The organism is Rhodanobacter sp. FW102-FHT14D06, assembly GCF_043950705.1.
Taxonomy (GTDB): Bacteria; Pseudomonadota; Gammaproteobacteria; order Xanthomonadales; family Rhodanobacteraceae; genus Rhodanobacter.
This window is the reverse complement of the sequence record NZ_CP170722.1, coordinates 2566881-2590200: the sequence shown is the minus strand read 5'-3', so window position 1 is coordinate 2590200 and position 23320 is coordinate 2566881. Positions and strand designations below refer to the sequence as shown.

The window sequence follows — 23320 nt, the reverse complement described above, 5'->3', positions numbered from 1 at the left end:
TACGCGCCTCGCGCCTCAGGGCTTGCCCTCGACGGTCGCCACCGACAACTCCTTCAGCTGGGCGGCGGATACCGGCGACGGTGCGTCGGTCATCAGGTCCTGCGCGCTGGTGGTCTTGGGGAAGGCGATCACGTCGCGGATCGACTCGGTGCCGGCCATCAACGCGGCGATGCGGTCGATGCCGAAGGCGATGCCGCCGTGCGGCGGCGCGCCGAACTTCAGTGCCTTGAGCAGGAAGCCGAACTTGGCCTCCGCTTCGTCGGCGCCGATGCCCAGCAGGCCGAACACCGCGCTCTGCATCTCCGGGCGATGGATGCGGATCGAGCCGCCGCCGATCTCGTTGCCATTGAGCACCATGTCGTAGCCGCGGCTGACGGCAGTGGCTGCATGGCTCTTCAGGTCGGCGATGTCGTCGATCTTCGGCGCGGTGAACGGATGATGCAGGGCCACGTAGCGCTGCTCGCCCTCGTCGTACTCGAACATCGGGAAGTCGGTAACCCACAGCGGCTTCCAGCCCTCCTCGACCAGGGAACGATCCTTGCCGACCTTGAGCCGCAGCGCGCCCATGAAGTCGGTGACGGTCTTCCACTTGCCCGCACCGACGAACACGATGTCGCCGGATTGCGCGCCGGTCGCATCGAGCACGGCATCGAGCGCCATGTCATCGAGGAACTTGGCCACCGGCGAGCTGATGCCCTCGCGGCCCTTCGCACGATCCTCGACCTTGATCCAGGCCAGCCCCCTGGCGCCGTAGCGGGCGACGTACTCGGTGAGCCCGTCGATGTCCTTGCGCGACAGCGCCGCAGCGCCGGGCACGCGCAGCGCGGCCACGCGGCCGGCCGGATCGTTGGCCGGTTCGGCGAACACCTTGAACTCCACGCCCTTCAGCGCGTCGGCCACGTCGACCAGTTCCAGAGCGATGCGCAGGTCCGGCTTGTCCGAACCGAAGCGGCGCATGGCTTCGGCCCAGGTCATGCGCGGGAAGCTCGCATCGAGCTCCACACCCTGCACCTCGCGGAACACGTGGCGGATCAGGTCCTCCACCATGTCCTGCACGTCCTTCTCCTCGACGAAGGCGAACTCCATGTCGAGCTGGGTGAACTCCGGCTGGCGATCGGCGCGCAGGTCCTCGTCGCGGAAGCAGCGCGCGATCTGGTAGTAGCGGTCGAAGCCGGCCATCATCAGGATCTGCTTGAACAGCTGCGGCGACTGCGGCAGCGCGTAGAACTGGCCCGGATGCACGCGGCTGGGCACCAGGTAGTCGCGCGCGCCCTCGGGCGTGGCCTTGGTCAGGATCGGCGTCTCGATGTCCTGGAAACCGCGCGCGTCGAGGTAGCGCCGCAGCGTCTGCACCAGCCGTGTGCGCTTGCGCAGCATCGCCTGCATCTCGGGGCGGCGCAGGTCGAGGTAGCGGTAGGTCATCCGCATGTCCTCGTTGGGATTCTCGTGCAGCGCGAACGGCAGGTCCCTCGCCGCGTTGAGGACCTCCACGGTGTCGGCGAGCAGCTCGACCGTGCCGGTCTTGAGCTTGTCGTTCGCGGCCAGGCGGCGGCGCAACGTGCCGGTGACGCGCAGGCAGTATTCGTTGCCGATGTCGCCGGCGATGGCGAAAGCCGCGACGTTGTCGCGCTCGATCACCACCTGCGCCACGCCCTCGTGATCACGCAGGTCGACGAAAGCCACGTGCGCCTGCAGGCGGATCGTGTTGACCCAGCCGCAGAGGGTGACGGTCTGGTCGATCAGGGCCTCGTTGACGAGGCCGCAGTAATGCGTGCGCATGCGCTGGAAACTCCGGGCCGGCTGGCGGCATGAACGGGGGAAAAGACCCGGAATCTTAGCATCGCCGGCCTTCCGGCAAACGCCGGGCCGCCGCGGCTGGAGCCGAACGGGAGGACGCGCGGGCGGACTCAATCCGCCGCGGCGGCCGCCTTGGCGGGTGCAGCGGGCTTGGCGGTGGACGCCTCCGGCGCCGACGCCGGCTTGCCTTCCGGGGCCGACTTGCTGCCCTCGCCCGCCGTGGTGCCGGCGAGGTTGTTCTTCTTCTCGCCGTCCTTCTTGAAATCGGTCTCGTACCAGCCGCTGCCGGCCAGGCGGAACGCCGGCGCACTGACCCGGCGGTGCAGTTTGGCTGCCGCGCAGGCGGGGCAGACGGTGGGATCGGCATCGGACAGCTTCTGCAGGCGATCAAAACGATGGCCGCAGCCGCTGCATTCAAATTCGTAGATGGGCATGGTGGTTTCTGGACTCCGGACCAGGATGGAGCGGGACTGGTCGCAATATCGGGTGGGCCGGCGCCGATTTCAACGCGGGCGGCGCGACCGGGCCGCGGGGCCGGCACGCACAGGGCGTCATCGTAGCGGCGCCACCGGGTGGTCGCCAGATCCGCGGGCGGCGGCGGTTCCCGGCGGCCGCGGGAGGGGCGACGACCTGGCCGGCGGAATCCCGCGGACAGGGTTTCACGGCCGGCGCCTACACGTCCACGGCGCGCCACGCTTGAACAGGGAGCCGAAAAACGGCCACTATGGCCTGCGCCGCACGCGGTGCAGCCGGGTGGGCGCCGCCACGGCGTCGGCCACGCCGTCGGCGCCGCGGCTTGCCGGCGCGAGGGCCGGCAATCAGGGGGTTATCAGCGCTCCATCAAGCGGAGGGGACAACGATGAAACGAACACGACGATTTGCCACCGGCACCATGCTGGCGCTTGCCGTGCTGGCGAGTGGCGCCGCCATGGCCCGCGAAGCACCGACCTTGACCGTCGCGGTGGTCGACTTCACCAACAACAGTGACTCCGTCGCCTGGTGGCACGGCGGCGTCGGCTCGCAACTGGCTGACGTGCTCAGCAACGAACTCAGCGCCACCGGCGACTTCAAGGTGATCGAGCGGCAGAAGATCAACGCCGTGCTGGCCGAGCAGGATCTGGCCAGCTCCTACCGCATGCGCCCGGGCAGCAGTCCGCACACCGGCAACATCACCGGTGCGCAGTACCTGATCACCGGCAGCGTCGCCTCGTACACGGAAGACACCTCCAACACCGGCGGCGGCCTCAGCTTCGCCGGCTTCCACGTCGGCGGCGGCCAGGCCAAGGCCTATGTGGCGATCGACCTGCGCGTGATCGACGCGGAAACCTCGGAGGTCGTGTTCTCGCGCACGGTGGAAGGGCGCAGCACCGACAAGGCGATTCGCCTGAGCGGCTACACCCGCGGCGTCGGCGGCGACTTCGGCCACAAGGAGAAGACGCCGGCCAGCAAGGCGGTGCGCGCCGCGCTGATCGAGGCCACCGATTATCTCGACTGCGCCATGGTCAAGCGCGACGGCTGCGAGGCCCGCTACGAGCAGAAGGAACAGAAGCGTCGCCAGGGCGACCGCGATTCGCTGGATCTCGACTGAAGAGGTCGCCGGGTTCTCGATGTCGAAGCCCGGCCGCGCACCACCGGATGCGGATCGGGCACACCGGTGCCCGATCCGCGCGAGCGCAGCCACGCTTGCATCATGTCGCCGTTTGCGTGGCGCCGATGGCGCCATGATGCGTTCGCGAGGCGCTCGTGCGGAGGATGGCGCAAGCCCCTCGCAAGTTCCTTCGCCGCGCCGACGGCGCCGCGCTTGACAGGTCATTCTGCAGCAACCTAAGTTCGAGCCCGTCAGGGACGCACGACACCACATCCCCGAGCGAATGCGCGTGCCAGGTCGCAGTCATGGACCCGCCGACTACATGCTCGCCATTGCCCGGGGTTCGCGCATGCAAGCCAAATCATTCCCGATCCGGGGCGGCCTCGCCGCCGCCATCGCCCTCGTCCTGTCCTCGTTTGCCCTCTCCCTGCCCGCGCGCGCCCAGGACCCCGGCGCCGCGCCGGACAAGCCTGCCGCCAAGGATGTCACCGCATTGCAGGCGGTGGTGGTCACCGGCACCCGCGTGTTCGACCGCACCGAAGCCACCTCGCTGGCGCCGATCGACGTGCTGACGCCGAAGGACCTGGTCGGTACCGGTGCCACCGACCTGGCCACCGCGCTGCGCGTGCTGCTGCCCTCGTTCAACTTTCCGCAGCCCTCGGTGACTGACGCCACCGACGCGATCCAGCCCGCGCAACTGCGCGGGCTCTCGCCGGACCAGACGCTGGTGCTGATCAACGGCAAGCGCCAGCACACCACCGCGATCGTCAACGTCAACGGCTCACTGGGCCGCGGCTCCTCGCCGGTGGACATCAACGCGATCCCGGTCAACGCGATCGAGCGCGTCGAGGTACTGCGCGACGGCGCCGCGGCGCAATACGGTTCGGACGCGATCGCCGGCGTGATCAACATCATCCTCAAGGGTGGCGCGCAACACGGCTCGCTCAGCCTCACCGGCGGCCAGTACAGCAAGGGTGACGGCACCACCTGGCAGGGCGGCGCCGATGGCGGCTTCAAACTCGGCGACAAGGGCTGGGTGCACCTGAGCGCGAACGCCAGCCACCAGGACCCGACCAATCGTGCCGGTGCCGACGTGCGCTACCCGGGTGATCCCAGCTACGGGCAAGTCACCTTCCACTACGGCATCCCGCTGGTGCGGGCCAGGCAGGCGGCGATCAACCTGCAGTACGACTTCACCCCGAACGCGCAGCTCTACGCCTTCAGCCTGTTCAACAAGCGCGACGTCAGCGCCGGCGGCTTCTTCCGTTCGCTGTCGACCTATGCCGGCAGCTACCCCGGCGCGGCGGCGGTCTATCCGGACGGCTATCTGCCGATCGAGAACAGCGCGATCCGCGACGACAGCGAAGTGCTCGGCTTGCGCGGCACGGTGGCCGGCTGGCATTACGACCTCAGCGCCAACACCGGCGGCAACCACTGGAAGTTGCACACCAGCGACACCTACAACTACTCGCTGGACCCGGATTCGCCCACCGGCTTCTACATCGGCACCCTGACCAACCGGCAGGATGTCTACAACGCCGACTTCAGCCGCGACTTCCAGCCCGCCATGCTGCCGAACGGCTTGTCCGTGGCCTGGGGCCTGGAATACCGCCGCGAGGAGTTCACCCTCAAGCAGGGCGACGCCGCCTCGTACGCCGGCTCCGGCGCGCAGGTGTTCCCCGGCTACCAGCCCGGCGACGCCGGCTCGCACTCGCGCAAAAGCCGCGCGCTTTACGTGGACCTGGAGAGCGACCTCACCGACAAGCTCTCTGCCGGGCTGGCGGTGCGCCGCGAGCATTACAGCGATTTCGGCGGCACCACCTCGGCCAAGTTGTCCGGGCGTTTCGCGTTGACCGACACGCTGGCCCTGCGCGGCACCGTGTCGAACGGTTTCCGCGCGCCGTCGCTGCAGCAGGAGTACTACTCCAGCACCGCGATCAACTTCGTCGCCGACGGCAGCGGCAACCTGATCCCGTACACGATCCGTACCTTCCCGGTCAGCAACCCCGCCGCGCAGGCGCTGGGTGCGCAGGCACTGAAGCCGGAGAAATCACGCAACTACAGCCTCGGTTTAGTGCTGACCCCTTCCAGCGGCTTGTACACCACACTGGATTTCTACCAGATCGACATCGACCACCGGATCATCCTCAGCGGCAACCTGGTCGGAACGCCCGTGCAGGATTACCTCACCTCCGTGGGCATTCCGTTCGTCAGCGGCGGCCGCTTCTTCACCAACGCGGTCGACACGCGCACGCGAGGCGTCGACCTGGTGGCCACCTGGCCGCTGCAGCTGGAACACTCCGCGCTGAAGTTCACCGGCGGGGTGAACTACAACAAGACCGACATCCGCGCGATCGCGCCGAACCCGCCGCAACTGGGCCTGGTCGGGCTGACCTTGCCGATCATCGACCGCACCGAACAGGGCCGCATCACCAAGGGTGCCCCGCGCACCAAGGCGTTCCTCGCCACCGACTGGAACGTCGGCAACTGGAGCTTCCACGGCCAGCTGACCCGCTACGGCCAGTTCACCACGCTGGGCAACAACCCGGCCACGGACCAGACCTACGGCGCACGCTTCGTGCTCGATGCCAACGCGAACTACGCCTGGAACAACTGGACCTTCACCGTGGGCGCCAACGACCTCAACAACGCCTACCCCGAACGCAGCAGCGCCGCCAACAACTTCCGCGGCATCCTGACCTACTCGGGCTCGTCGCCGTTCGGCTTCAGCGGCGCGTACTACTACGGCACGGTGGCCTATCACTGGTGAGTTGATCGGCTGGGGCAAGGTCGACGCGCGGGATCTGCGCTGCGGCCTCCACACGGGAACCGACACCGAACCCGGCGCGCCGGAAGCATCCGCCGCGCCGGGTTGACCCGCGGCTACCGGAACACCAGCTGGCCGCCGGCGGTCGACACGTGGATGGTGTCGCCGCCCTGGAAACGACCCTCCAGGATCTGCCGCGCGAGCGGATTCTCCAGTTGCTGCTGGATCGCCCGCTTCAGCGGCCGCGCGCCGTAGACCGGATCGAAGCCGACGTTGCCGAGCAGGGTCAGCGCGTCGTCGCCCACGTCCAGCTTGAGCTGCCGCTCGGCCAGGCGCTTCTCCAGGTATTCGAGCTGGATCTTCGCGATGGCGCGGATCTGGTTCTTGTCCAGCGGCCGGAACACCACGATCTCGTCGAGCCGGTTGATGAACTCGGGGCGGAAGTGCGCCTGCACCACGCCCATCACCGAGGCCTTCATCTGGGTGTACTGCTCCTCCGCGTCGCCGCCGCTTTCCGCCGCGTCCTGGATCATCTGCGAGCCGAGGTTCGAGGTCATCACGATGACGGTGTTGCGGAAGTCCACGGTGCGGCCCTGGCCGTCGGTGAGGCGGCCGTCGTCCAGCACCTGCAGCAGGATGTTGAACACGTCCGGGTGCGCCTTCTCCACCTCGTCGAGCAGGATCACGCTGTACGGCCGGCGCCGCACGGCTTCGGTCAGATAGCCGCCTTCCTCGTAGCCGACGTAGCCCGGGGGCGCGCCGACCAGGCGCGAGACGGAGTGTTTCTCCATGAACTCGCTCATGTCGATGCGCACCATCGCGTCGGTGGTGTCGAACATGAATTCGGCCAGCGCCTTGCACAGCTCGGTCTTGCCCACGCCGGTGGGGCCCAGGAACAGGAAGGAGCCGTTCGGCCGGTTCGGATCGGACAGGCCGGCTCGCGAGCGGCGGATCGCGTCGGCCACGGCGTGCACGGCCTCGTCCTGGCCGACCACGCGCTTGTGCAGCTCGTCTTCCATCTTCAACAGCTTGTCGCGCTCGCCTTCCAGCATCTTGCTGACCGGGATGCCCGTCCAGCGCGACACCACTTCGGCGATTTCGTCGGCGGTGACGCGCGTCTGCACCAGCTTGAAATCCTGCGTCTCGGCGGCCTGCGCCGCGGCAAGCTGCTTTTCCAGTTCGGGCAACTTGCCGTACTGGATCTCGCTCATCCGCGCGTAATCCTGCGCGCGCCGCGCCGCTTCCAGATCCTGGTTGGCCTGTTCGATCTGCTCCTTGACCTTGGTCGTGCCCTGCAGCGCGGCCTTCTCGGATTTCCACACCTCGTTGAGGTCGGAGAACTCGCGTTCGAGCTTCTCGATGTCGGCTTCCAGGTCGGCCAGGCGCTGCTTCGATTCGCTGTCCTTCTCCTTCTTCAGCATCTCGCGCTGGATCTTGAGCTGGATCAGCCGACGTTCGAGCCGGTCCAGTTCCTCCGGCTTGGAGTCGATCTCCATGCGAATGCGGCTGGCGGCCTCGTCCATCAGGTCGATCGCCTTGTCCGGCAGCTGGCGGTCGGCGATGTAGCGGTTCGACAAGGTCGCGGCGGCGACGATCGCCGGGTCGGTGATCTCCACGCCGTGGTGCACGGCATAGCGCTCCTTCAGGCCACGCAGGATCGCGATGGTGTCCTCCACCGATGGCTCGCCCACGAACACCTTCTGGAAGCGCCGCTCCAGCGCGGCGTCCTTCTCGATGTACTGGCGGTATTCGTCCAGCGTGGTGGCGCCGATGCAGTGCAGCTCGCCGCGCGCCAGGGCCGGCTTGAGCATGTTGCCGGCATCCATCGCGCCCTCACCCTTGCCGGCGCCGACCATGGTGTGCAATTCGTCGATGAACAGGATCACCCGGCCTTCCTGCTTGGCCAGGTCGTTGAGCACGGCCTTGAGCCGTTCCTCGAACTCGCCGCGGAATTTGGCGCCGGCGATCAGCGCACCCATGTCCAGCGCCAGCACCCGGCGACCGCGCAGGCCCTCGGGCACTTCGTCCTTGATGATGCGCTGGGCCAGGCCTTCGACGATCGCGGTCTTGCCCACGCCGGGCTCGCCGATCAGCACCGGGTTGTTCTTGGTGCGCCGCTGCAGCACCTGGATGGTGCGGCGGATTTCCTCGTCGCGGCCGATCACCGGGTCGAGCTTGTTGCGCTCGGCGCGCTCGGTGAGATCGATGCAGTACTTGTCCAGCGCCTGACGCTGTTCCTCGGCGTTCTCGCTCTGCACCTTCTCGCCGCCGCGCAGCTTCTCGATCGCCGCTTCGAGATGCGCCCGGGTCGCCCCGGCAGCCTTCAGTGCCGCGCCCAGTTCGCCCTTGTCCTCCAGCGCCGCGAGCACGAACAGTTCGCTGGCGATGAACTGGTCGCCGCGCTGCTGCGCCAGCTTGTCGGTGAGGTTGAGCAGGCGGTTGAGGTCGTTGCCGAGATTGATGTTGCCCTCCTGCCCGCGGACCTGCGGCAGGCGATCGAGCAACTCGTTCACGCGCTGCATGAGCATCGGCACGTTGACCTGCGCCTGGGTCAGCAGCGGGCCGGTCGAGCCACCCTGCTGGTTGAGCAGCGCGGCCATCACGTGCGCCGGTTCGAGCATGTTGTTGTCGCGGCCCACGGCCAGCGACTGCGCGTCGGCCAGCGCCTGCTGGAACCGCGAGGTGAGTTTGTCCATTCGCATGTCGAGAATCCCCGCATCGGTAGGGCGGCAATCGCCACGGCGCAAACGTGTGGCCGGAATGCACCGATTCAAGCTGGCCCGGTCGGCCGATCGCCGTTCACCGTGGCCGCACGCGGCGCATGGCCGGCTCTTCACATTCACCCTGTTACGGTGCGGCCCGATGTCCACGCCACGCCCCGCCAACGCCACGACCCACGCGCCGCTTCCCCCTCCGCCGCTGCCCACCGCAGACACTGCCTGGGCGCTGTTGCTGGACGTGGACGGCACCTTGCTCGACTTCGCTGATGACCCGCATGCGGTGCGCGTGGACAACGAGCTGCTCGCCCTGCTCGACGCGCTGCACGGGGCGACCGGCGGCGCGCTGGCGCTGGTCAGCGGGCGCCGGCTGGACGACATCGACCGCCTGTTCGAGCGCCCGCACCGGGCCGCCATCGGCCTGCACGGAGTGGAGCTGCGCGCGGCTACCGGCGAACTGCGCCGCCACGTGGTGATGCCGCTGCAACAGGCGCGCATGCAACACGAGGCGCAGGCGCTGGCCGCGCGCTTTGCCGGCGTGCAGCTGGAAAACAAGCAGCAGGCGGTTGCGCTGCACTGCCGCGGGTCGTCGGACGAGTGGCAACAGTTGCGCGAGGCGGCCATCGGCGCGATCGCCCATCTGCCCGGCTACGAACTGCAGGCCGGTCGCCGCGTGCTGGAGTTCAAGCCCGGCGGCATGGACAAGGGCCGCGCCGTCGCCGAACTGCTGCAAGGCGAACCGTTCAAGGGCCGGCTGCCGGTCTACCTCGGCGACGACCTCACCGACGAGCACGCCTTCGACGCGGTCAATCGCGCGCACGGACTCAGTGTCCGCGTCGGTGACCGCCATCCCAGCGCCGCGCGCTTCACCCTGCCCGATCCGGTCGCCACGATCGCCTGGCTGGCCCGCGTCCTGGGCGCACTGATGCAAGGAGCCCCCACCCATGCCCGACCATCCGAACGAGAAACCTCGCGCCAGTCTTGAACTGGGCGTGATCGGCAACGGCAGCGTGGCCGCGCTGGTCGACAGCCACGCGCGCATCGTCTGGTGTTGTCTGCCGCGGTTCGATGCCGACGCCAGCTTCTGCAGCCTGCTCTCGCCGACCCTTCCCGGCGGCGACTGGGCGATCGAGCTGGAGCACTTCGACCATGCCGAGCAGTTCTACCTGCGCAACACCGCGGTGCTGGTCACGCGGCTGTTCGACCGCCAGGGCGGCGCGATCGAGATCACCGACTTCGCCCCGCGACACCGCGCCTCCGGCCGGCTCTACCATCCCGAAATGCTGGCGCGGCGCGTGGCGCCGATCTCCGGTTCGCCGCGCATCCGCGTCCGCATGCGCCCGCTGTGCGACTACGGCGCGCGCACGCCGCAGACCACCTCCGGCAGCAACCACATCCGCTACCTGCTGAGCGACACCATCCAGCGACTGACCTGCGACGTGGCGCCGCTGATGGTCGAACGCGGCCTGCCATTCGGCCTGGAGCAGCCTGCGCACTTCCTGTTCGGTCCGGATGAGACGCTGGAAGGCAACGTGTCGGATTTCATCCACCTGGCGCTGGAACGCACGCTGGACTACTGGCGCGAATGGACCCGCTACCTGTCCATCCCGTTCGAGTGGCAGGAGGCGGTGATCCGCGCCGCGATCACGCTGAAGCTGTGCCAGTACGAGGCCACCGGCGCGATCGTGGCGGCGTTGACCACCTCGATCCCGGAGTCGCCCGGCAGCGGGCGCACCTGGGATTACCGCTACTGCTGGCTGCGCGACGCCGCCTTCACCGTGCGCGGCCTCAACCGGCTGGGCGCCACGCGCTCGATGGAGGAGTACATCCGCTACGCCTTCAACCTGGTCGCCAACCGCGGGCAGGCCGAACTCGGCCCGGTGTTCGGCATCACCTTTGCCGAGCAATTGCCCGAGCGGCAGGTCGACACGCTGGCCGGCTACCGCGGCGACGGGCCGGTACGCGTGGGCAACGACGCATGGCAGCAGCGCCAGAACGATGTCTACGGCTCGGTGCTGCTGGCCTCGGCACAACTGTTCTTCGACCAGCGCCTGCAGCATCGCGGCGACAAGGTGACGTTCGAGCGGCTGGAGCAGTTGGGCAAGACCGCACTGCGCATGGCCGAAGAGCCCGATGCCGGCCTGTGGGAGTACCGCGGGCGCATGGCCGTGCACACCTACTCGGCGGCGATGTGCTGGGCCGCGTGCGACCGTCTGGCGCACATCGCCACCGAGCTGGGGCTGGAGGACCGCGCGCGCTGGTGGCATGACGAGGCGGCCGCGCTGCACGGGCGCATCGAAGCGCGCACCTGGAACGAAAAGCTTGGCCATTTCGTCGACGCCTACGACGGCGAGCGGCTGGACGCCAGCCTGCTGCTGCTGGCCGACATCGGGTTCGTCCAGGCGAGCGACCCCCGCTTCGTCGCCACCGTCGACGCGATCGGCGACAAGCTCGGCCATGGCGACTACATGTTCCGCTACATCGCGCCGGACGACTTCGGCGCGCCGGAAACCAGCTTCAACATCTGCACGTTCTGGTACATCGACGCGCTTGCCGCCACCGGCCGCGAGAAGCGCGCCCGCACCACCTTCGAGAACATGCTCGCCCAGCGCACCACGCTGGGCCTGCTCTCGGAGGACATCGCGCCGAAGACCGGCGAGCCGTGGGGCAACTTCCCGCAGACCTATTCGCTGGTGGGGCTGATCCAGTCGGCGATGCGCCTCTCCCGCCGCTGGGAGGACGCCATGTGATGGCGCGCAAGACTCCCGGCCGGCTCATCGTGGTCTCCAACCGCGTCGCACTGCCCCACCAGACCGCCGCTGGCGGGCTCGCCTCGGCCCTGCGCGCGGCGCTGGCCGAAAACGGCGGGCTGTGGTTCGGCTGGAGCGGCAAGGTGAGCGCCGCCGAGACCGGCGCCGAACTGCACCAGGCCAGCGACCACGGCATCGACTACGCCACCGTGGACTTCTCGCGCGCCGACCACGACGCGTTCTACGCCGGCTTTTCCAATGGCGCGCTATGGCCGCTGCTGCACTACCGGCCGGACCTGGTCGACTACCAGCGCAGCCATCTGGACGGCTATCTGCGGGTCAACCGGACCTTCGCCGAGCGCCTGCGTCCGCTGATCGGCCCGGACGACACGATCTGGGTCCACGACTACCACCTGATCCCGCTGGCCGCCATGCTGCGCAAGCTCGGCGTGAAGAACCGCATCGGCTTCTTCCTGCATACGCCGCTGCCCGCCGCCGGCCTGCTGATTGCCCTGCCCAACCACCACGAGCTGCTGGAAACACTGGCCAGTTACGACCTGATCGGCGTGCACACCCATCGCGACCTGCGCGCGCTGGAGGATTATTTCCTGCACGAGGCCGGTGCGGTGATGCGCCTGGGCGGGCGCATGCGCATGCCCGGCGGGCGCGAATTCCGCGCCGGCGCCTTCCCGATCAGCATCGACACCGAACACATCGCCGGGATCGCGCAGAAGGCCGTGGGGCTGAAGGAAATCGTGCAGCTGCGCGAAAGCACCCGCGGCATCGCGCTGATCATCGGGGTCGACCGGCTGGACTATTCAAAGGGCCTGCCGCATCGCTTCCAGGGCTACGCGCGGCTGCTCGAACGCGACCCGGAGCTGCACCGCCACGTCACCTTCATGCAGATCGCGCCGCCCTCGCGCGGCGCGGTGCTGGAGTACCGCGCGATCCGCCGCGAGCTGGAGCGCAGCGCCGGCCACATCAACGGCAAGTACGCCGCGCCGGACTGGGTGCCGATCCGCTACATCAACAAGTCGTTCCCGCACCGCCTGCTCGCCGGCTACTACCGCAGCGCGCGCGTGGGCCTGGTCACGCCGCTGCGCGACGGCATGAACCTGGTGGCGAAGGAGTACGTGGCCTGCCAGGACCCGGAAGACCCCGGCGTGCTGGTGCTCTCGCGTTTCGCCGGAGCCGCGCTGGAGCTGGGCGATGCCTTGCTGGTCAACCCGGCCGACACCGAAGAGGTCGCCGACGCCCTGGAGCAGGCGCTGCACATGCCGCTGACCGAACGGCGCCGGCGCTGGAAGGCGATGATGCGGGTACTGCGCCACAACGACATCACGCATTGGCGCACCGGTTTCCTGGAGGCGTTGCGCGCGCCCGGGAAACCCGCGCCGGATCAGCCCTGAGCGAGCCAGATCAGGCTGGCGAAGCGGCCGCTGGCGGCGCCGTCGCGCCGGTACGAGTAGAAACGCGGGTCGGCATGGGTATCGTCGCCGCCGCCGTAGACGCGCGTCACTCCCGCGCGCGCCAGGCGCTGCCGCGCCAGTGCGACCAGGTCGCAACGCCAGTGGCCCGGGCGCGTGGCCTCGAAGCACGCCGAGGCAGCCGCGTCGCGCGCGACGAACGCGGCGCGCACTTCCTCGCCCACCTCGTACGACGGCGCGCCGATGCACGGGCCCAGCCACGCCAGCACGCGCGCTGGCGGGCTGACCATCTGCGCCAGGGTGGCCTCCAGCACGCCGGCGGCGAGGCCGCGCCAGCCGGCATGGGCCGCACCGATCTCGCCGCCATCCTCGCTGCACAAAAGCACCGGCAGGCAATCGGCGGTGAGGATCGCCAGCACCGTGCCGGGAATGTGCGAGACCGCCGCATCCGCCTGCGGCTCGTGTGCGCTGGGCAGCGGGCCGAGTTCGGCCACGCCGCAACCGTGCACCTGATGCAACCAGCGCGGCGCGGCCGGCAGTCGCAGCGCCTGCTGCAGCGCGCCGCGGTTCGCCATCACGGCCTCGGCCGCATCACCGCTGCGCAGGCCGAGGTTGAAGCGCTCGAACGGCGCGGAAGACACGCCCGGTCCCAGCCGCGTGGTGACGGCCGCGTGGACTTGCGGCGGCGCGGGCCAGTCGGGAAAGATCCAGCTTTCAGTCATGGGGGCCGGGATTGGAGATCGGGGATCGGGGATTCCCCAAGCATCGCACGGCTGGCGGCGGCGCGTACCGACCCATCAATACGGGTCCGGACCGTGTTCGGCCAGATCCGCACGCAGCGCCTCGATCAGGGCCAATTGATCGGCGGGGCGCTCGGCCGTGACCGACAGCGCCTCGCCGGTGACCGGATGCACGAACGAGAGTTTCTCCGCGTGCAGCGCCTGCCGGCGGAAGCCGCGCAAGGCGGCGACCAGGCCGTCACTGGCGCCCTTGGGCAACTTGAGGCCGCCGCCGTACAACGGGTCGCCGATCAGCGGGTGGCCGATGTGCGCCAGGTGCACGCGGATCTGGTGGGTGCGGCCGGTTTCCAGCTGGCATTGCAGCAGGCTGTGCGCGCGGAAGCGCTCGCGCACGCGGTAATGGGTCACCGCGCGCTTGCCGTCCTCCTCGTCACGCACGGCCTGGCGCAGGCGGTCGCCCATGCTGCGGCCGATCGGCTGGTCCACCGTGCCGCCGGCCACCATCGTGCCCATCACCACGGCTTCGTACTGGCGTTCCACTTCGTGCCGCGAGAGCAGATCGACCAGCGCGGTATGGGTGGACAGCGTCCTGGCCACCACCATCAGGCCGGAGGTGTCCTTGTCCAGCCGATGCACGATGCCGGCGCGCGGCAGCTCGGCCAGCTGCGGGTCGTGGTGCAGCAAGCCGTTGAGCAGCGTGCCGGCCGGGTTGCCGGCGCCGGGATGCACCACCAGTCCGGCGGGCTTGTCCAGCACCAGCAGGTCGGCATCCTCGTACACGATCGTCAGCGCAATCGCCTCGGGCTGGCTGTGCACTTCCGTTTCCAGTTCGACATCCAGCTCGACCCGCTCGCCGCCGCGCAGCAGTTGCCGCGGCGCAGCCGGGGCGCCATCCAGGGTCGCCGCGCCGGCCTTGATCCAGCCGCTGAGCCGCGAACGCGAATAGGCGGGGAACATCTCGGCCAAAGCCTGGTCGAAGCGACGGCCTGCTGCACTCAGCGGAACCTCCGCCTGCTGCCGTATGGTGGTCATGCCAGCCCCCGCGGGCGGCAACCGGTTTCAGTTATCATGCCTGTTCGTTCCGACATCCGAATTCATTCCTATGCGCCCATCCAGTGGCTCGACCACGCCATCGTTGTTCCCGCTGCACGCCGCCAGGCTGCTCGCCGTGGTCGCCCTGGTGGCCGTGCTTGGCGCCTGTTCGATGTTCGGCCGCAAGGGCAACACCATCGACACGATGCCGCTGGAGCCGCTGTACAACCGCTCCCACAGCTTCCTGGAGGCGGGCAATTACTCCGGCGCGGTGCGGGCGTTCCAGCGCCTGATCGCGCGCTTCCCGTCCGGTCCGTACAGCGAGCAGGCCCAGCTTGAGCTGGCCTATGCGCAGTACAAGGACAACCAGCCGGACGAGGCATTGTCCACCATCAACCGCTTCATCAAGACCTATCCGGCCAACAAACACGTCGATTATGCCTATTACCTGCGCGGCCTGATCAATTTCGACCGCACCAGCGGCTTCATCGAGCGCTTCACCAAGCGCGCCGGCGGGCTGACTCGCCGCGACCAGGGCTACAACCTGCAGGCGTTCGACGATTTCTCCGAACTGTCGCGGCGCTTCCCCGACAGCGCCTACACCGCCGACGCACGCCAGCGCATGATCTACCTGCGCAACCTGCTGGCGCAGTACGAGATCAACGTGGCCGAGTTCTACCTGCAGAACAAGGCCTACATCGCGGCGGCCGACCGCTCGCAGTACGTGATCGAGCACTACCAGCAGGCGCCGCAGACCGGCGATGCGCTGGCCATCCTCGCCCGCAGCTACCTGGCGCTGGACCGCAAGGAACTGGCTGCGCAGACCCGCGAAGTGCTGGCGCTGAACTATCCGAACCACCCCTATCTCACCGATCCCAAGTGGCCGCACGCACCCTCGCTGGTGCGCAAGATGATTCCGTTCTCCGGGCATCATTGATGCCGGCTGCTGCGCGGCCGGGAACGGTAAACAGGAAGGACATACGCACGACCGCCGGGCGGTCCTCCCGGGAATCCCGGCTCAGCGCCACCCTGACGTGATCGGGTAACGGCGTTCGCGGCCGAAGGCGCGCGTGGTGACGCGGGGGCCGGGGGCGGACTGGCGGCGTTTGAACTCGTTGAGCAACACCAGCCGCGCCACCCGCTGCACCGTCGCGGCATCGTGGCCCGCGGCCACGATCTCCGCCTGCGACTGCTCGCCCTCGATGAAGCGTTCGAGAATCGCATCCAGCTCGTCGTACGGCGGCAGCGAATCCTGGTCGACCTGGTTGTCGCGCAGCTCGGCCGAGGGCGGACGGGCGATGACTTCGGGGGGAATCGGCAATCGGGAATCGGGCATCGTCGAAGAGCCGGATGTCGGCGAGGACATGCGTTCCCGGTTACCGGCTCCATTGCGCCACCGCGCCAGCCGATACACCACCGTCTTGTACACGTCCTTGAGCGGCGCGTAGGCGCCGCACATGTCGCCGTACAGGGTGGCGTAACCCACGGCCATTTCACTCTTGTTGCCGGTGGCGAGCAGCAGGCGGCCGTGCTTGTTGGACAGCGCCATCAGCATCACGCCACGCGTGCGCGACTGCAGGTTTTCCTCGGTGGTGTCGGCGGCCTTGCCGGCGAAGGCGGGAGTGAGCGCATCCATGAACGACTGGTACGTCGCCTGGATCGGGATCACGTGGTAGTCCACGCCCAGCTGCTCGGCCTGCGCGCGGGCACCGTCGAGCGAGAGCTGCGAGGTGTAGCGGGTGGGCATCATCACCGCGGTGACGCGCCGGGCGCCCAGCGCGTCGACCGCCAGCGCCAGCGTCAGCGCCGAGTCGATGCCGCCGGAAAGGCCCAGCAGCACGCCGTCGAAGCGGTTCTTGTCGATGTAGTCGCGCACGCCGCGGACCAGCGCCGCGTACAGCGTCGCCTCCATCGACGAGTCGGCCGGCACCGGCCAGTCGATCGCCGCGAGCGTGCGCGTGGCCGGGTCGAACTCGGCCCACAGCAGCGCGTCGACGAAGGCCGGCGCCCGTGCCGCGATCGACCCGTCGCCGTTGACCAGGATCGAGGCGCCGTCGTAGACCACCTCGTCCTGGCCGCCGACCAGGTTGAGGTAGGCGATCGCGCAGCCGGTTTCGCGCGCCCGCGCCGCCAGCACGACCTCGCGCTCGGCCTGCTTGCGGTCGTCCCACGGCGACGCATTGATCACCACGATCAGCTGCGCGCCCGCAGCCGCGGCCTGCGCGGCCGGCTCGGGCTGCCACACGTCCTCGCAGATCAGCAGGCCCACGCTCACGCCCTCGATCACGCGCGTCGTGGTGCCGTTGCCGGGGCGGAAATAGCGCAGGTCGTCGAACACGCCATAGTTGGGCAGCGCCTGCTTGTGCGCGGTGCACTCGATCCGCCCCTCGCGCAGCAGGCTGGCGCCGTTGTAGACCTCGCCGGCGCTGTGCGGATGGCCGACCAGCGCCGCGACGCCCTGCGCCGCGCAGGCCAGCGCGCACAGCTCGCGCTCGCAGGCGGCGAGAAAGCTCGGCCGCAGCAGCAGATCCTCCGGCGGATAGCCGCTCAGGGTCAGCTCGGGAAAGGCCACCAGCGCGGCGCCGCCTTCGCGCGCCTGCGCCATCAGTCCTGCCGCCTTGGCGGCATTGGCCGCCACCGCGCCGACGGCAAAATCGTGTTGGGCCAGCGCCAGTCGCAGCTTTGCCATGGACGCAGCATTCCTTGGATTCAATCGGCGAATGGTAGTGGAATGCCGCGCCGGGTGGCCCGTCCACGCGGGCGCTGCATTCAGATCCGCCGATCGTGCGGCGGATCGTTGCCGGCGCGTGACGGCGCCGAAGCCAAAAAAAAGGCCGCGCAATGCGCGGCCCTTGTTCTCCTGCGCCAACGCCTACTTCATCAGCTTGGCGAGCGCCTTGCCCAGGTCGGCCGGCGACTTCACCGTGGTGACGCCGGCCTTCTCCAGCGCGGCGAACTTCGCCGCGGCGGTGCCCTTGCCGCCGGAGATGATCGCGCCGGCATGACCCATGCGCTTGCCGGCCGGGGCCGAGGCGCCGGCGATGAACGAGACCACCGGCTTCTTCACGTATTCGCCGATGAACTCGGCGGCGTCTTCCTCGGCGCTGCCGCCGATCTCGCCGACCATGATGATGCCTTCGGTCTGCGGATCGTCCTGGAACAGCTTGAGGCAGTCGATGAAGTTCAGGCCGTTGATCGGATCGCCGCCGATGCCTATCACCGTGCTCTGGCCGAGGCCTTCGTTGGTGGTCTGGAACACCGCCTCATAGGTGAGCGTGCCGGAGCGCGAGACCACGCCGACCCTGCCCTTGCTGTGGATGTGGCCGGGCATGATGCCGATCTTGCATTCGCCGGGGGTGATGATGCCGGGGCAGTTCGGCCCGATCAGCACGATCTCCGGATGCTGCTGCAGCACGTTCTTGACGCGCAGCATGTCGAGCACCGGGATGCCTTCGGTGATCGCCACGATGGTCTTGATGCCCGCGTCGATCGCCTCGAGGATCGAGTCGGCCGCGAACGGCGGCGGCACGAAAATGACGGAGGCGTCGGCGCCGGTTTCCAGCACCGCTTCATCCACCGAGTTGAACACGGGCAGGCCGATGTGCTCCGAACCGCCCTTGCCCGGGGTCACGCCACCGACGACTTTGGTGCCGTAGTCGATGCACTGCTGTGCGTGGAAGGTGCCCTGCTGGCCGGTGAAGCCCTGCACCAGCACCTTGGTGTCTTTGTTTACGAGAACGCTCATGTTTCGATTGCTCCTCAGGCCTTGGCCGCAGCCACGGCTTTCTGCGCCGCGTCGTTGAGATCATCCGCCGGCGTGATCGCCAGGCCGGAGTTGGCCAGCAGTTCGCGGCCCTGATCGACATTGGTGCCCTGCAGGCGCACCACCACGGGAATCTTCAGGCCCACTTCCTTGACCGCGGCGATGATGCCCTCGGCGATCATGTCGCAGCGGACGATGCCGCCGAAGATGTTGACCAGGATGCAGTTGACCTTGTCCGAGGAGGTGATCAGCTTGAACGCCTCGGTCACCCGCTCCTTGGTGGCGCCGCCGCCGACGTCGAGGAAGTTGGCCGGCTCGCCGCCCGCCAGCTTGATCACGTCCATGGTGGCCATCGCCAGGCCGGCGCCGTTGACCATGCAGCCGATGTTGCCGTCCATCGTCACGTAGTTGAGGTTGCTCTGCTGCGCGGCGGCTTCGGCGGCGTCTTCCTGGGTCAGGTCGCGCATCGCGGCCAGGTTCGGATGACGGAACTCCGCGTTGTCGTCGGAGTTGACCTTGCCATCCAGCGCAGCGAGGTTGCCGTCTTCCAGCACGGCCAGCGGGTTCAGCTCGACCAGGGCCAGGTCCTGCTCGTTGAACAGCTTGTACAGGCCCAGCATGATCTTGGTCAGCTGGTTGACCTGCTTGTTGTTGAGGTCCATCGCGAAGCCGAGCTGGCGGCACTGGTACGGCTGCAGCCCTTCGACGAAATCGACCACGATGGTGTGGATGTCTTCGGGCGTGTCGCGCGCCACCTGCTCGATGTCCACGCCGCCATGCTTGGAGGCGATGAACGAGATGGCCTTGGAATCGCGGTCCACCAGGATCGACAGGTACAGCTCGCGGGCGATGTCGGTGGCGTCGGTCACCAGCACCAGGTTCACCGGCAGCGCACGCCCGGCCGACTGATAGGTTGCCATGTTGGTGCCGAGCATGCCCTTGGCGGCGGCGCGCACGTCGTCGAAGCTCTTGCAGAACTTGACGCCGCCGGACTTGCCGCGGCCGCCGGCGTGGATCTGCGCCTTGACCATCCATTGCGTGCCACCGAGCGCCTTGGCGGCATCGACGGCGGCGTCGGGGGAGTTGGCGACCTTGCCCGGCGGCACGGCGATGCCGTACTGCGCGAACAGTTCTTTGGCCTGGTATTCGTGGAAATTCATTCGATACCTCGAGCGAACGGAGAAACGATGACGGCCGCACGCATGAAGAAAGGCGTGGGTCAGGGGATCGGCGGTGGAATCACACACGACCCGGTCGCGGCACAAGGGCCGGACACGGGCCGAACCGCAGCAAACGGCCGCCCATTTTCGCGGAAGCGGGCCGCAATGGAAAGGGCGCGGCCCCATCGCGACCGGCCGGGCGGCGATTTTCCGGCCTCCACGAAGGTGGCGCGGCCCCCGCCCGGGCTTGCCCGGGGCGTCATATACTCGACCGCAACCGCACCGGAATCGCAGCCTACGTGTCTACCTTAGCTACGTTAAACGATCCGCGCGCAGGGACGGCCACGATCCGCCACGAGCTGTCGTTCCTCAATGTTTTCAGGCTGGTGCAGGCGCTGGTGTACGTCGCCCTGGCATTCAGCCCGCCCGGCATGGGCTGGCCGCAGCTGGCCGCGCCGGGCTTCGCGCGCACGCTGGCCACGCTGTACCTGATCTTCGCGCTGCTGGCGCTGCTGCTGAACCGGCGCAGCATGGCCCACGCAAAGACCGCCGTGGCCGCCACCCTGGTGGTCGACGTCGTCGCCGCGGTGCTGGCGATCGTGGCGATGCACGATGCGCGCATCGGTATCGCGATGATGCTGGCGGTCAACCTCTGCGCCGGCGCGCTGATCCTGCCGCTGCGCATGTCCGGCTTCTTCGCCGCGCTGGCGACGCTGGGCATGCTGGGCATCTCGCTGTTCGGCTGGTCGCTGTCGCCCCACGCCGGTGACCGCGACCTGCTCGAAGCGGCGCTGTTCGGCCTGGCCTATTTCGCCACCACCGCCCTGTGCAGCGTGCTGGGCCAGCAGCTGCGCGCCACCGAGGCGCTGGCCGAGCAGCGCAGCACCGACCTGGCCAACCTGTCGCAGATCAACGAACTGATCATCCGCCGCATGAAGACCGGCGTGCTGCTGGTGGACGACGCCAACCGCATCCACCAGATCAACGAATCGGCCTGGATGCTGCTGGGCAATCCCGGCGCCGACCAGCGCGACCTCGGGCTGCTGGCGCCGGAACTGTCGCGCCGGCTGTACCACTGGATGACCTCGGGCAAGCTCGACGAAACCGCCACCCAGCTCGCCGACGGCGTCCCGGAAGTGGTGCCGCGCTTCACCCGGCTGGCGCCGAACGACGACTCGCACGTATTGATCTTCCTCGACGACACCTCGCTGCTGTCGCGCCGCGCGGAGGAGCTCACGCTCAGCTCGCTCGGCCGGCTTTCGGCCTCGATCGCCCACGAGATCCGCAACCCGCTGGCGGCGATCCGCTACTCGGCGCAGCTGCTGGCCGAATCGCGCACCATGGACGGCGCCGACCAGCGCATGGTCGAGATCATCAACAACCACTGCGTGCGGCTCAACGAGATCATCGAGAACATCCTGCAGCTGTCGCGCCGCGAGCGTTCGCGCCCGGAAGCGCTGGACCTGGGCGACTGGGCGCAGGATTTCGTGGAGGAATACCGCCAGGGCAACGACCTCGGCGCCGACTCGCTGCGCGCGATCGCCAGCACCGGCGTGGCGGTGGTCGCGCTGGCCGATCCGCAGCAGCTGCAACAGGTGGTGTGGAACCTGGTGCAGAACGCGCTGCGCTACGGCCGCCTGCCCGGCGAGCCGGCGCGGGTGATGGTGGTCGCACGCCAGGGCGAGCATGGCGTGCCGATCCTCGAGGTGATCGACCGCGGCCCCGGCATCGCGCCCAAGGTGGCCGCACAGATCTTCGAGCCGTTCTACACCACCCACGAATACGGCACCGGCCTGGGCCTGTACCTGGCCAAGCAGATGAGCGAGGCCAACCAGGCCGCGCTGGAGTACGTGCGCGTGGCCGGCGGTGGCAGCTGCTTCCGGCTTACCCTGACGCCGGCGCAGATGAACCGCGGCGCCGGCGACGGCGAGCCCGAAGCCTGAACGCTCCGGCAGGCCGCCGACGCCGCGCGCCGGCTTTGCTCTTGACTTGGGCCGCGGTTATTCTTGAGCCACCCTCCCCTCGCGACATGCCATGAGCCTCCAGACCGTCCTGGTCATCGACGATGAACGCGATATCCGCGAGCTGCTCACCATCACCCTCGGGCGCATGGACCTGCAGGTCGAAGCCGTCGGCACCGTCGCCGACGCCCGCCGCGCGCTGAGCGAAAACAGCTACGACCTCTGCTTCACCGACATGCGCCTGCCCGACGGCAACGGCCAGGAGATCATCGAGCTGATCGCCGAAACCTGCCCGGACACGCCGGTGGCGATGATTACCGCCTACGGCAACGTCGACGCGGCGGTGAACGCGCTCAAGGCCGGCGCGTTCGACTTCGTCTCCAAGCCGGTCGACATCCAGATGCTGCGCGGCCTGGTGCGCACCGCGCTGCGGCTGGCCGAGGAGAAGCGCGAAGGCGGCGGCGCCGCCAAGGCCGGCGGCTCCGGCGACCGCCTGATCGGCGACTCGCCGGCGATGGAACAGGTGCGCGCCACCATCGCCAAGCTGGCACGCAACCAGGCGCCGGTCTACATCGCCGGTGAATCGGGCGTAGGCAAGGAGCTGGTCGCGCGGCTGATCCACGAGCGCGGTCCGCGCGCGGGCGGCCCGTTCGTGCCGGTCAACTGCGGCGCGATCCCGTCCGAGCTGATGGAAAGCGAGTTCTTCGGTCATCGCAAGGGCAGTTTCACCGGCGCCAGCGCGGACAAGGAAGGCCTGTTCCAGGCCGCCCAGGGCGGCACGCTGTTCCTCGACGAGGTGGCCGAACTGCCGCTGCACATGCAGGTCAAGCTGCTGCGCGCGATCCAGGAAAAAGCGGTGCGCCCGATCGGCGGCCGCGACGAGATCCCGGTGGACGTGCGCATCCTCTCGGCCACCCACAAGAACCTCGGCCAACTGGTCGAGCAGGGCCAGTTCCGCCAGGACCTGTTCTACCGCATCAACGTGATCGAGCTGCGCGTGCCGCCGCTGCGCGAACGCCGCGGCGACGTGCCGCAGCTGGCCGCGTTCATCCTCAAGTCGCTGGCCGGCAAGAGCGGCCAGGAAGTCGGGCGGCTGACGCCGGCCGCGCTCGACGCGCTGGAAGCCTACGACTTCCCCGGCAACGTGCGCGAGCTGGAGAACATCCTCGAACGCGCCATGGCGATGAGCGACGGCGCCAGCATCGAGGCCTCCGACCTGATGCTGCCCCAGCGCGGCGCGCGCCCGGCGCCGACGGAGGTCGCCGCCACCGCCGGCGCTCCGGCCGCTGCCGCCGCCGCGGCACCCAGCGCCGATGGCGGGCTGGACGACTACATCAGCAACATCGAGCGCACCGCCATCGTCAAGGCGCTGGAAGAATCGCGCTACAACAAGACCGCCGCCGCCCGCAAACTCGGCATCACCTTCCGCGCCCTGCGCTACAAGCTGAAGAAGCTCGGCATCGACTGAAGGCGCAACCCGACGCCTCCCTGCGCGCGACGGCTTTCCGCCGCGCAGCGAGGGAAGGCGTTCGCACGGGGAATGTCCCGCGACCGCCGCGCAGGGCGGCAACCGCCGGCTCCGGCCACGTGGAACGCAAAGCGGCGCGCCGTGCCTGGC

Annotated in this window: 16 protein-coding genes; 8 read left to right on the top strand and 8 right to left on the bottom strand. The window is 68.6% G+C overall.

Going from position 1 to position 23320, the window contains the following annotated elements:
* Positions 1-15: 15 nt before the first annotated feature.
* Both aspS and ACFCQI_RS11520 read right to left on the bottom strand, forming a co-directional pair.
* Positions 16-1779, bottom strand: a complete 1764-nt coding sequence (gene aspS, locus ACFCQI_RS11525) for an aspartate--tRNA ligase (RefSeq protein ID WP_395116808.1) — start codon at positions 1777-1779, stop codon at positions 16-18.
* Between the two features lie 128 nt (positions 1780-1907).
* Positions 1908-2231 (bottom strand): FmdB family zinc ribbon protein, encoded by a 324-nt coding sequence (locus tag ACFCQI_RS11520; protein WP_395116806.1) that lies wholly within the window; start codon positions 2229-2231, stop codon positions 1908-1910.
* Positions 2232-2656: 425 nt separating this feature from the next.
* Between ACFCQI_RS11520 and ACFCQI_RS11515 the strand changes: the two genes are divergently transcribed.
* Positions 2657-3385: a CsgG/HfaB family protein gene (locus tag ACFCQI_RS11515; RefSeq protein ID WP_395116804.1), complete on the top strand. Its 729-nt coding sequence runs from the start codon at positions 2657-2659 to the stop codon at positions 3383-3385.
* A 349-nt stretch (positions 3386-3734) separates the two neighbouring features.
* On the top strand, positions 3735-6155 hold the full coding sequence (locus ACFCQI_RS11510) for a TonB-dependent receptor plug domain-containing protein (RefSeq protein ID WP_395116802.1): 2421 nt from the start codon (positions 3735-3737) through the stop codon (positions 6153-6155).
* A gap of 113 nt (positions 6156-6268) precedes the next feature.
* Here the strand turns inward: ACFCQI_RS11510 and clpB are convergent, their stop codons facing one another.
* Entirely contained in the window at positions 6269-8854 is a 2586-nt protein-coding gene (gene clpB / locus ACFCQI_RS11505) for an ATP-dependent chaperone ClpB (protein ID WP_395116800.1), read from the bottom strand.
* A 160-nt stretch (positions 8855-9014) separates the two neighbouring features.
* Between clpB and otsB the strand changes: the two genes are divergently transcribed.
* The 3 genes from otsB to otsA are packed head-to-tail and all read left to right on the top strand — an operon-like array spanning position 9015 to position 13028.
* Positions 9015-9854, top strand: coding sequence for a trehalose-phosphatase (otsB, locus tag ACFCQI_RS11500; RefSeq protein WP_395116798.1), 840 nt, complete (start codon positions 9015-9017; stop codon positions 9852-9854).
* A complete protein-coding gene (locus ACFCQI_RS11495) occupies positions 9814-11619 on the top strand; it encodes a glycoside hydrolase family 15 protein (protein WP_395116796.1) in 1806 nt (601 codons plus the stop codon). The genes otsB and ACFCQI_RS11495 overlap by 41 nt, the downstream gene beginning before the upstream one ends.
* Positions 11619-13028 carry an alpha,alpha-trehalose-phosphate synthase (UDP-forming) gene (gene otsA / locus ACFCQI_RS11490; protein ID WP_395116794.1) on the top strand — a complete coding sequence of 470 codons (1410 nt, stop codon included), beginning with the start codon at positions 11619-11621 and terminating at the stop codon, positions 13026-13028. The genes ACFCQI_RS11495 and otsA overlap by 1 nt, the downstream gene beginning before the upstream one ends.
* Here otsA and pgeF read toward each other — a convergent pair.
* Entirely contained in the window at positions 13019-13768 is a 750-nt protein-coding gene (gene pgeF, locus ACFCQI_RS11485; protein WP_395116792.1) for a peptidoglycan editing factor PgeF, read from the bottom strand. The genes otsA and pgeF overlap by 10 nt on opposite strands.
* Before the next feature lie 75 nt (positions 13769-13843).
* Complete coding sequence (gene rluD / locus ACFCQI_RS11480) at positions 13844-14818, bottom strand: 23S rRNA pseudouridine(1911/1915/1917) synthase RluD (RefSeq protein WP_395116790.1); 975 nt, start codon at positions 14816-14818, stop codon at positions 13844-13846.
* A 70-nt stretch (positions 14819-14888) separates the two neighbouring features.
* Here rluD and ACFCQI_RS11475 point away from each other — a divergent pair, with 70 nt between their 5' ends.
* Positions 14889-15755: an outer membrane protein assembly factor BamD gene (locus ACFCQI_RS11475; protein WP_395116788.1), complete on the top strand. Its 867-nt coding sequence runs from the start codon at positions 14889-14891 to the stop codon at positions 15753-15755.
* A gap of 81 nt (positions 15756-15836) precedes the next feature.
* Here the strand turns inward: ACFCQI_RS11475 and ACFCQI_RS11470 are convergent, their stop codons facing one another.
* From ACFCQI_RS11470 to sucC, 3 genes are all read right to left on the bottom strand, one after another.
* Positions 15837-17507, bottom strand: coding sequence for an NAD+ synthase (locus tag ACFCQI_RS11470; protein WP_395116786.1), 1671 nt, complete (start codon positions 17505-17507; stop codon positions 15837-15839).
* A 183-nt stretch (positions 17508-17690) separates the two neighbouring features.
* A complete protein-coding gene (gene sucD, locus ACFCQI_RS11465; protein WP_395116784.1) occupies positions 17691-18563 on the bottom strand; it encodes a succinate--CoA ligase subunit alpha in 873 nt (290 codons plus the stop codon).
* Positions 18564-18577: 14 nt separating this feature from the next.
* The gene (gene sucC / locus ACFCQI_RS11460; RefSeq protein WP_395116782.1) at positions 18578-19927 is read right to left on the bottom strand and encodes an ADP-forming succinate--CoA ligase subunit beta; all 1350 of its coding nucleotides are present in this window, start codon (positions 19925-19927) and stop codon (positions 18578-18580) included.
* A 113-nt stretch (positions 19928-20040) separates the two neighbouring features.
* Here sucC and ACFCQI_RS11455 point away from each other — a divergent pair, with 113 nt between their 5' ends.
* Both ACFCQI_RS11455 and ACFCQI_RS11450 read left to right on the top strand, forming a co-directional pair.
* Positions 20041-21684, top strand: a complete 1644-nt coding sequence (locus tag ACFCQI_RS11455) for a sensor histidine kinase (protein ID WP_395116780.1) — start codon at positions 20041-20043, stop codon at positions 21682-21684.
* A 91-nt stretch (positions 21685-21775) separates the two neighbouring features.
* The gene (locus ACFCQI_RS11450; RefSeq protein WP_395116778.1) at positions 21776-23170 is read left to right on the top strand and encodes a sigma-54-dependent transcriptional regulator; all 1395 of its coding nucleotides are present in this window, start codon (positions 21776-21778) and stop codon (positions 23168-23170) included.
* The last annotated feature ends 150 nt before the right edge of the window (positions 23171-23320 follow it).

What these genes read in the sequence shown, in the direction of transcription:
- ACFCQI_RS11520 (WP_395116806.1), bottom strand. Translation starts at nt 2,231, where the DNA reads ATGCCCATCTACGAATTTGAATGCAGCGGCTGCGGCCATCGTTTTGAT.
- clpB (WP_395116800.1), bottom strand. Translation starts at nt 8,854, where the DNA reads ATGCGAATGGACAAACTCACCTCGCGGTTCCAGCAGGCGCTGGCCGAC.
- ACFCQI_RS11475 (WP_395116788.1), top strand. Translation starts at nt 14,889, where the DNA reads ATGCGCCCATCCAGTGGCTCGACCACGCCATCGTTGTTCCCGCTGCAC.
- aspS (WP_395116808.1), bottom strand. Translation starts at nt 1,779, where the DNA reads ATGCGCACGCATTACTGCGGCCTCGTCAACGAGGCCCTGATCGACCAG.
- ACFCQI_RS11495 (WP_395116796.1), top strand. Translation starts at nt 9,814, where the DNA reads ATGCCCGACCATCCGAACGAGAAACCTCGCGCCAGTCTTGAACTGGGC.
- ACFCQI_RS11510 (WP_395116802.1), top strand. Translation starts at nt 3,735, where the DNA reads ATGCAAGCCAAATCATTCCCGATCCGGGGCGGCCTCGCCGCCGCCATC.
- sucD (WP_395116784.1), bottom strand. Translation starts at nt 18,563, where the DNA reads ATGAGCGTTCTCGTAAACAAAGACACCAAGGTGCTGGTGCAGGGCTTC.
- otsA (WP_395116794.1), top strand. Translation starts at nt 11,619, where the DNA reads ATGGCGCGCAAGACTCCCGGCCGGCTCATCGTGGTCTCCAACCGCGTC.
- ACFCQI_RS11515 (WP_395116804.1), top strand. Translation starts at nt 2,657, where the DNA reads ATGAAACGAACACGACGATTTGCCACCGGCACCATGCTGGCGCTTGCC.
- rluD (WP_395116790.1), bottom strand. Translation starts at nt 14,818, where the DNA reads ATGACCACCATACGGCAGCAGGCGGAGGTTCCGCTGAGTGCAGCAGGC.
- ACFCQI_RS11450 (WP_395116778.1), top strand. Translation starts at nt 21,776, where the DNA reads ATGAGCCTCCAGACCGTCCTGGTCATCGACGATGAACGCGATATCCGC.
- pgeF (WP_395116792.1), bottom strand. Translation starts at nt 13,768, where the DNA reads ATGACTGAAAGCTGGATCTTTCCCGACTGGCCCGCGCCGCCGCAAGTC.
- ACFCQI_RS11470 (WP_395116786.1), bottom strand. Translation starts at nt 17,507, where the DNA reads ATGGCAAAGCTGCGACTGGCGCTGGCCCAACACGATTTTGCCGTCGGC.
- otsB (WP_395116798.1), top strand. Translation starts at nt 9,015, where the DNA reads ATGTCCACGCCACGCCCCGCCAACGCCACGACCCACGCGCCGCTTCCC.
- sucC (WP_395116782.1), bottom strand. Translation starts at nt 19,927, where the DNA reads ATGGGGCCGCGCCCTTTCCATTGCGGCCCGCTTCCGCGAAAATGGGCG.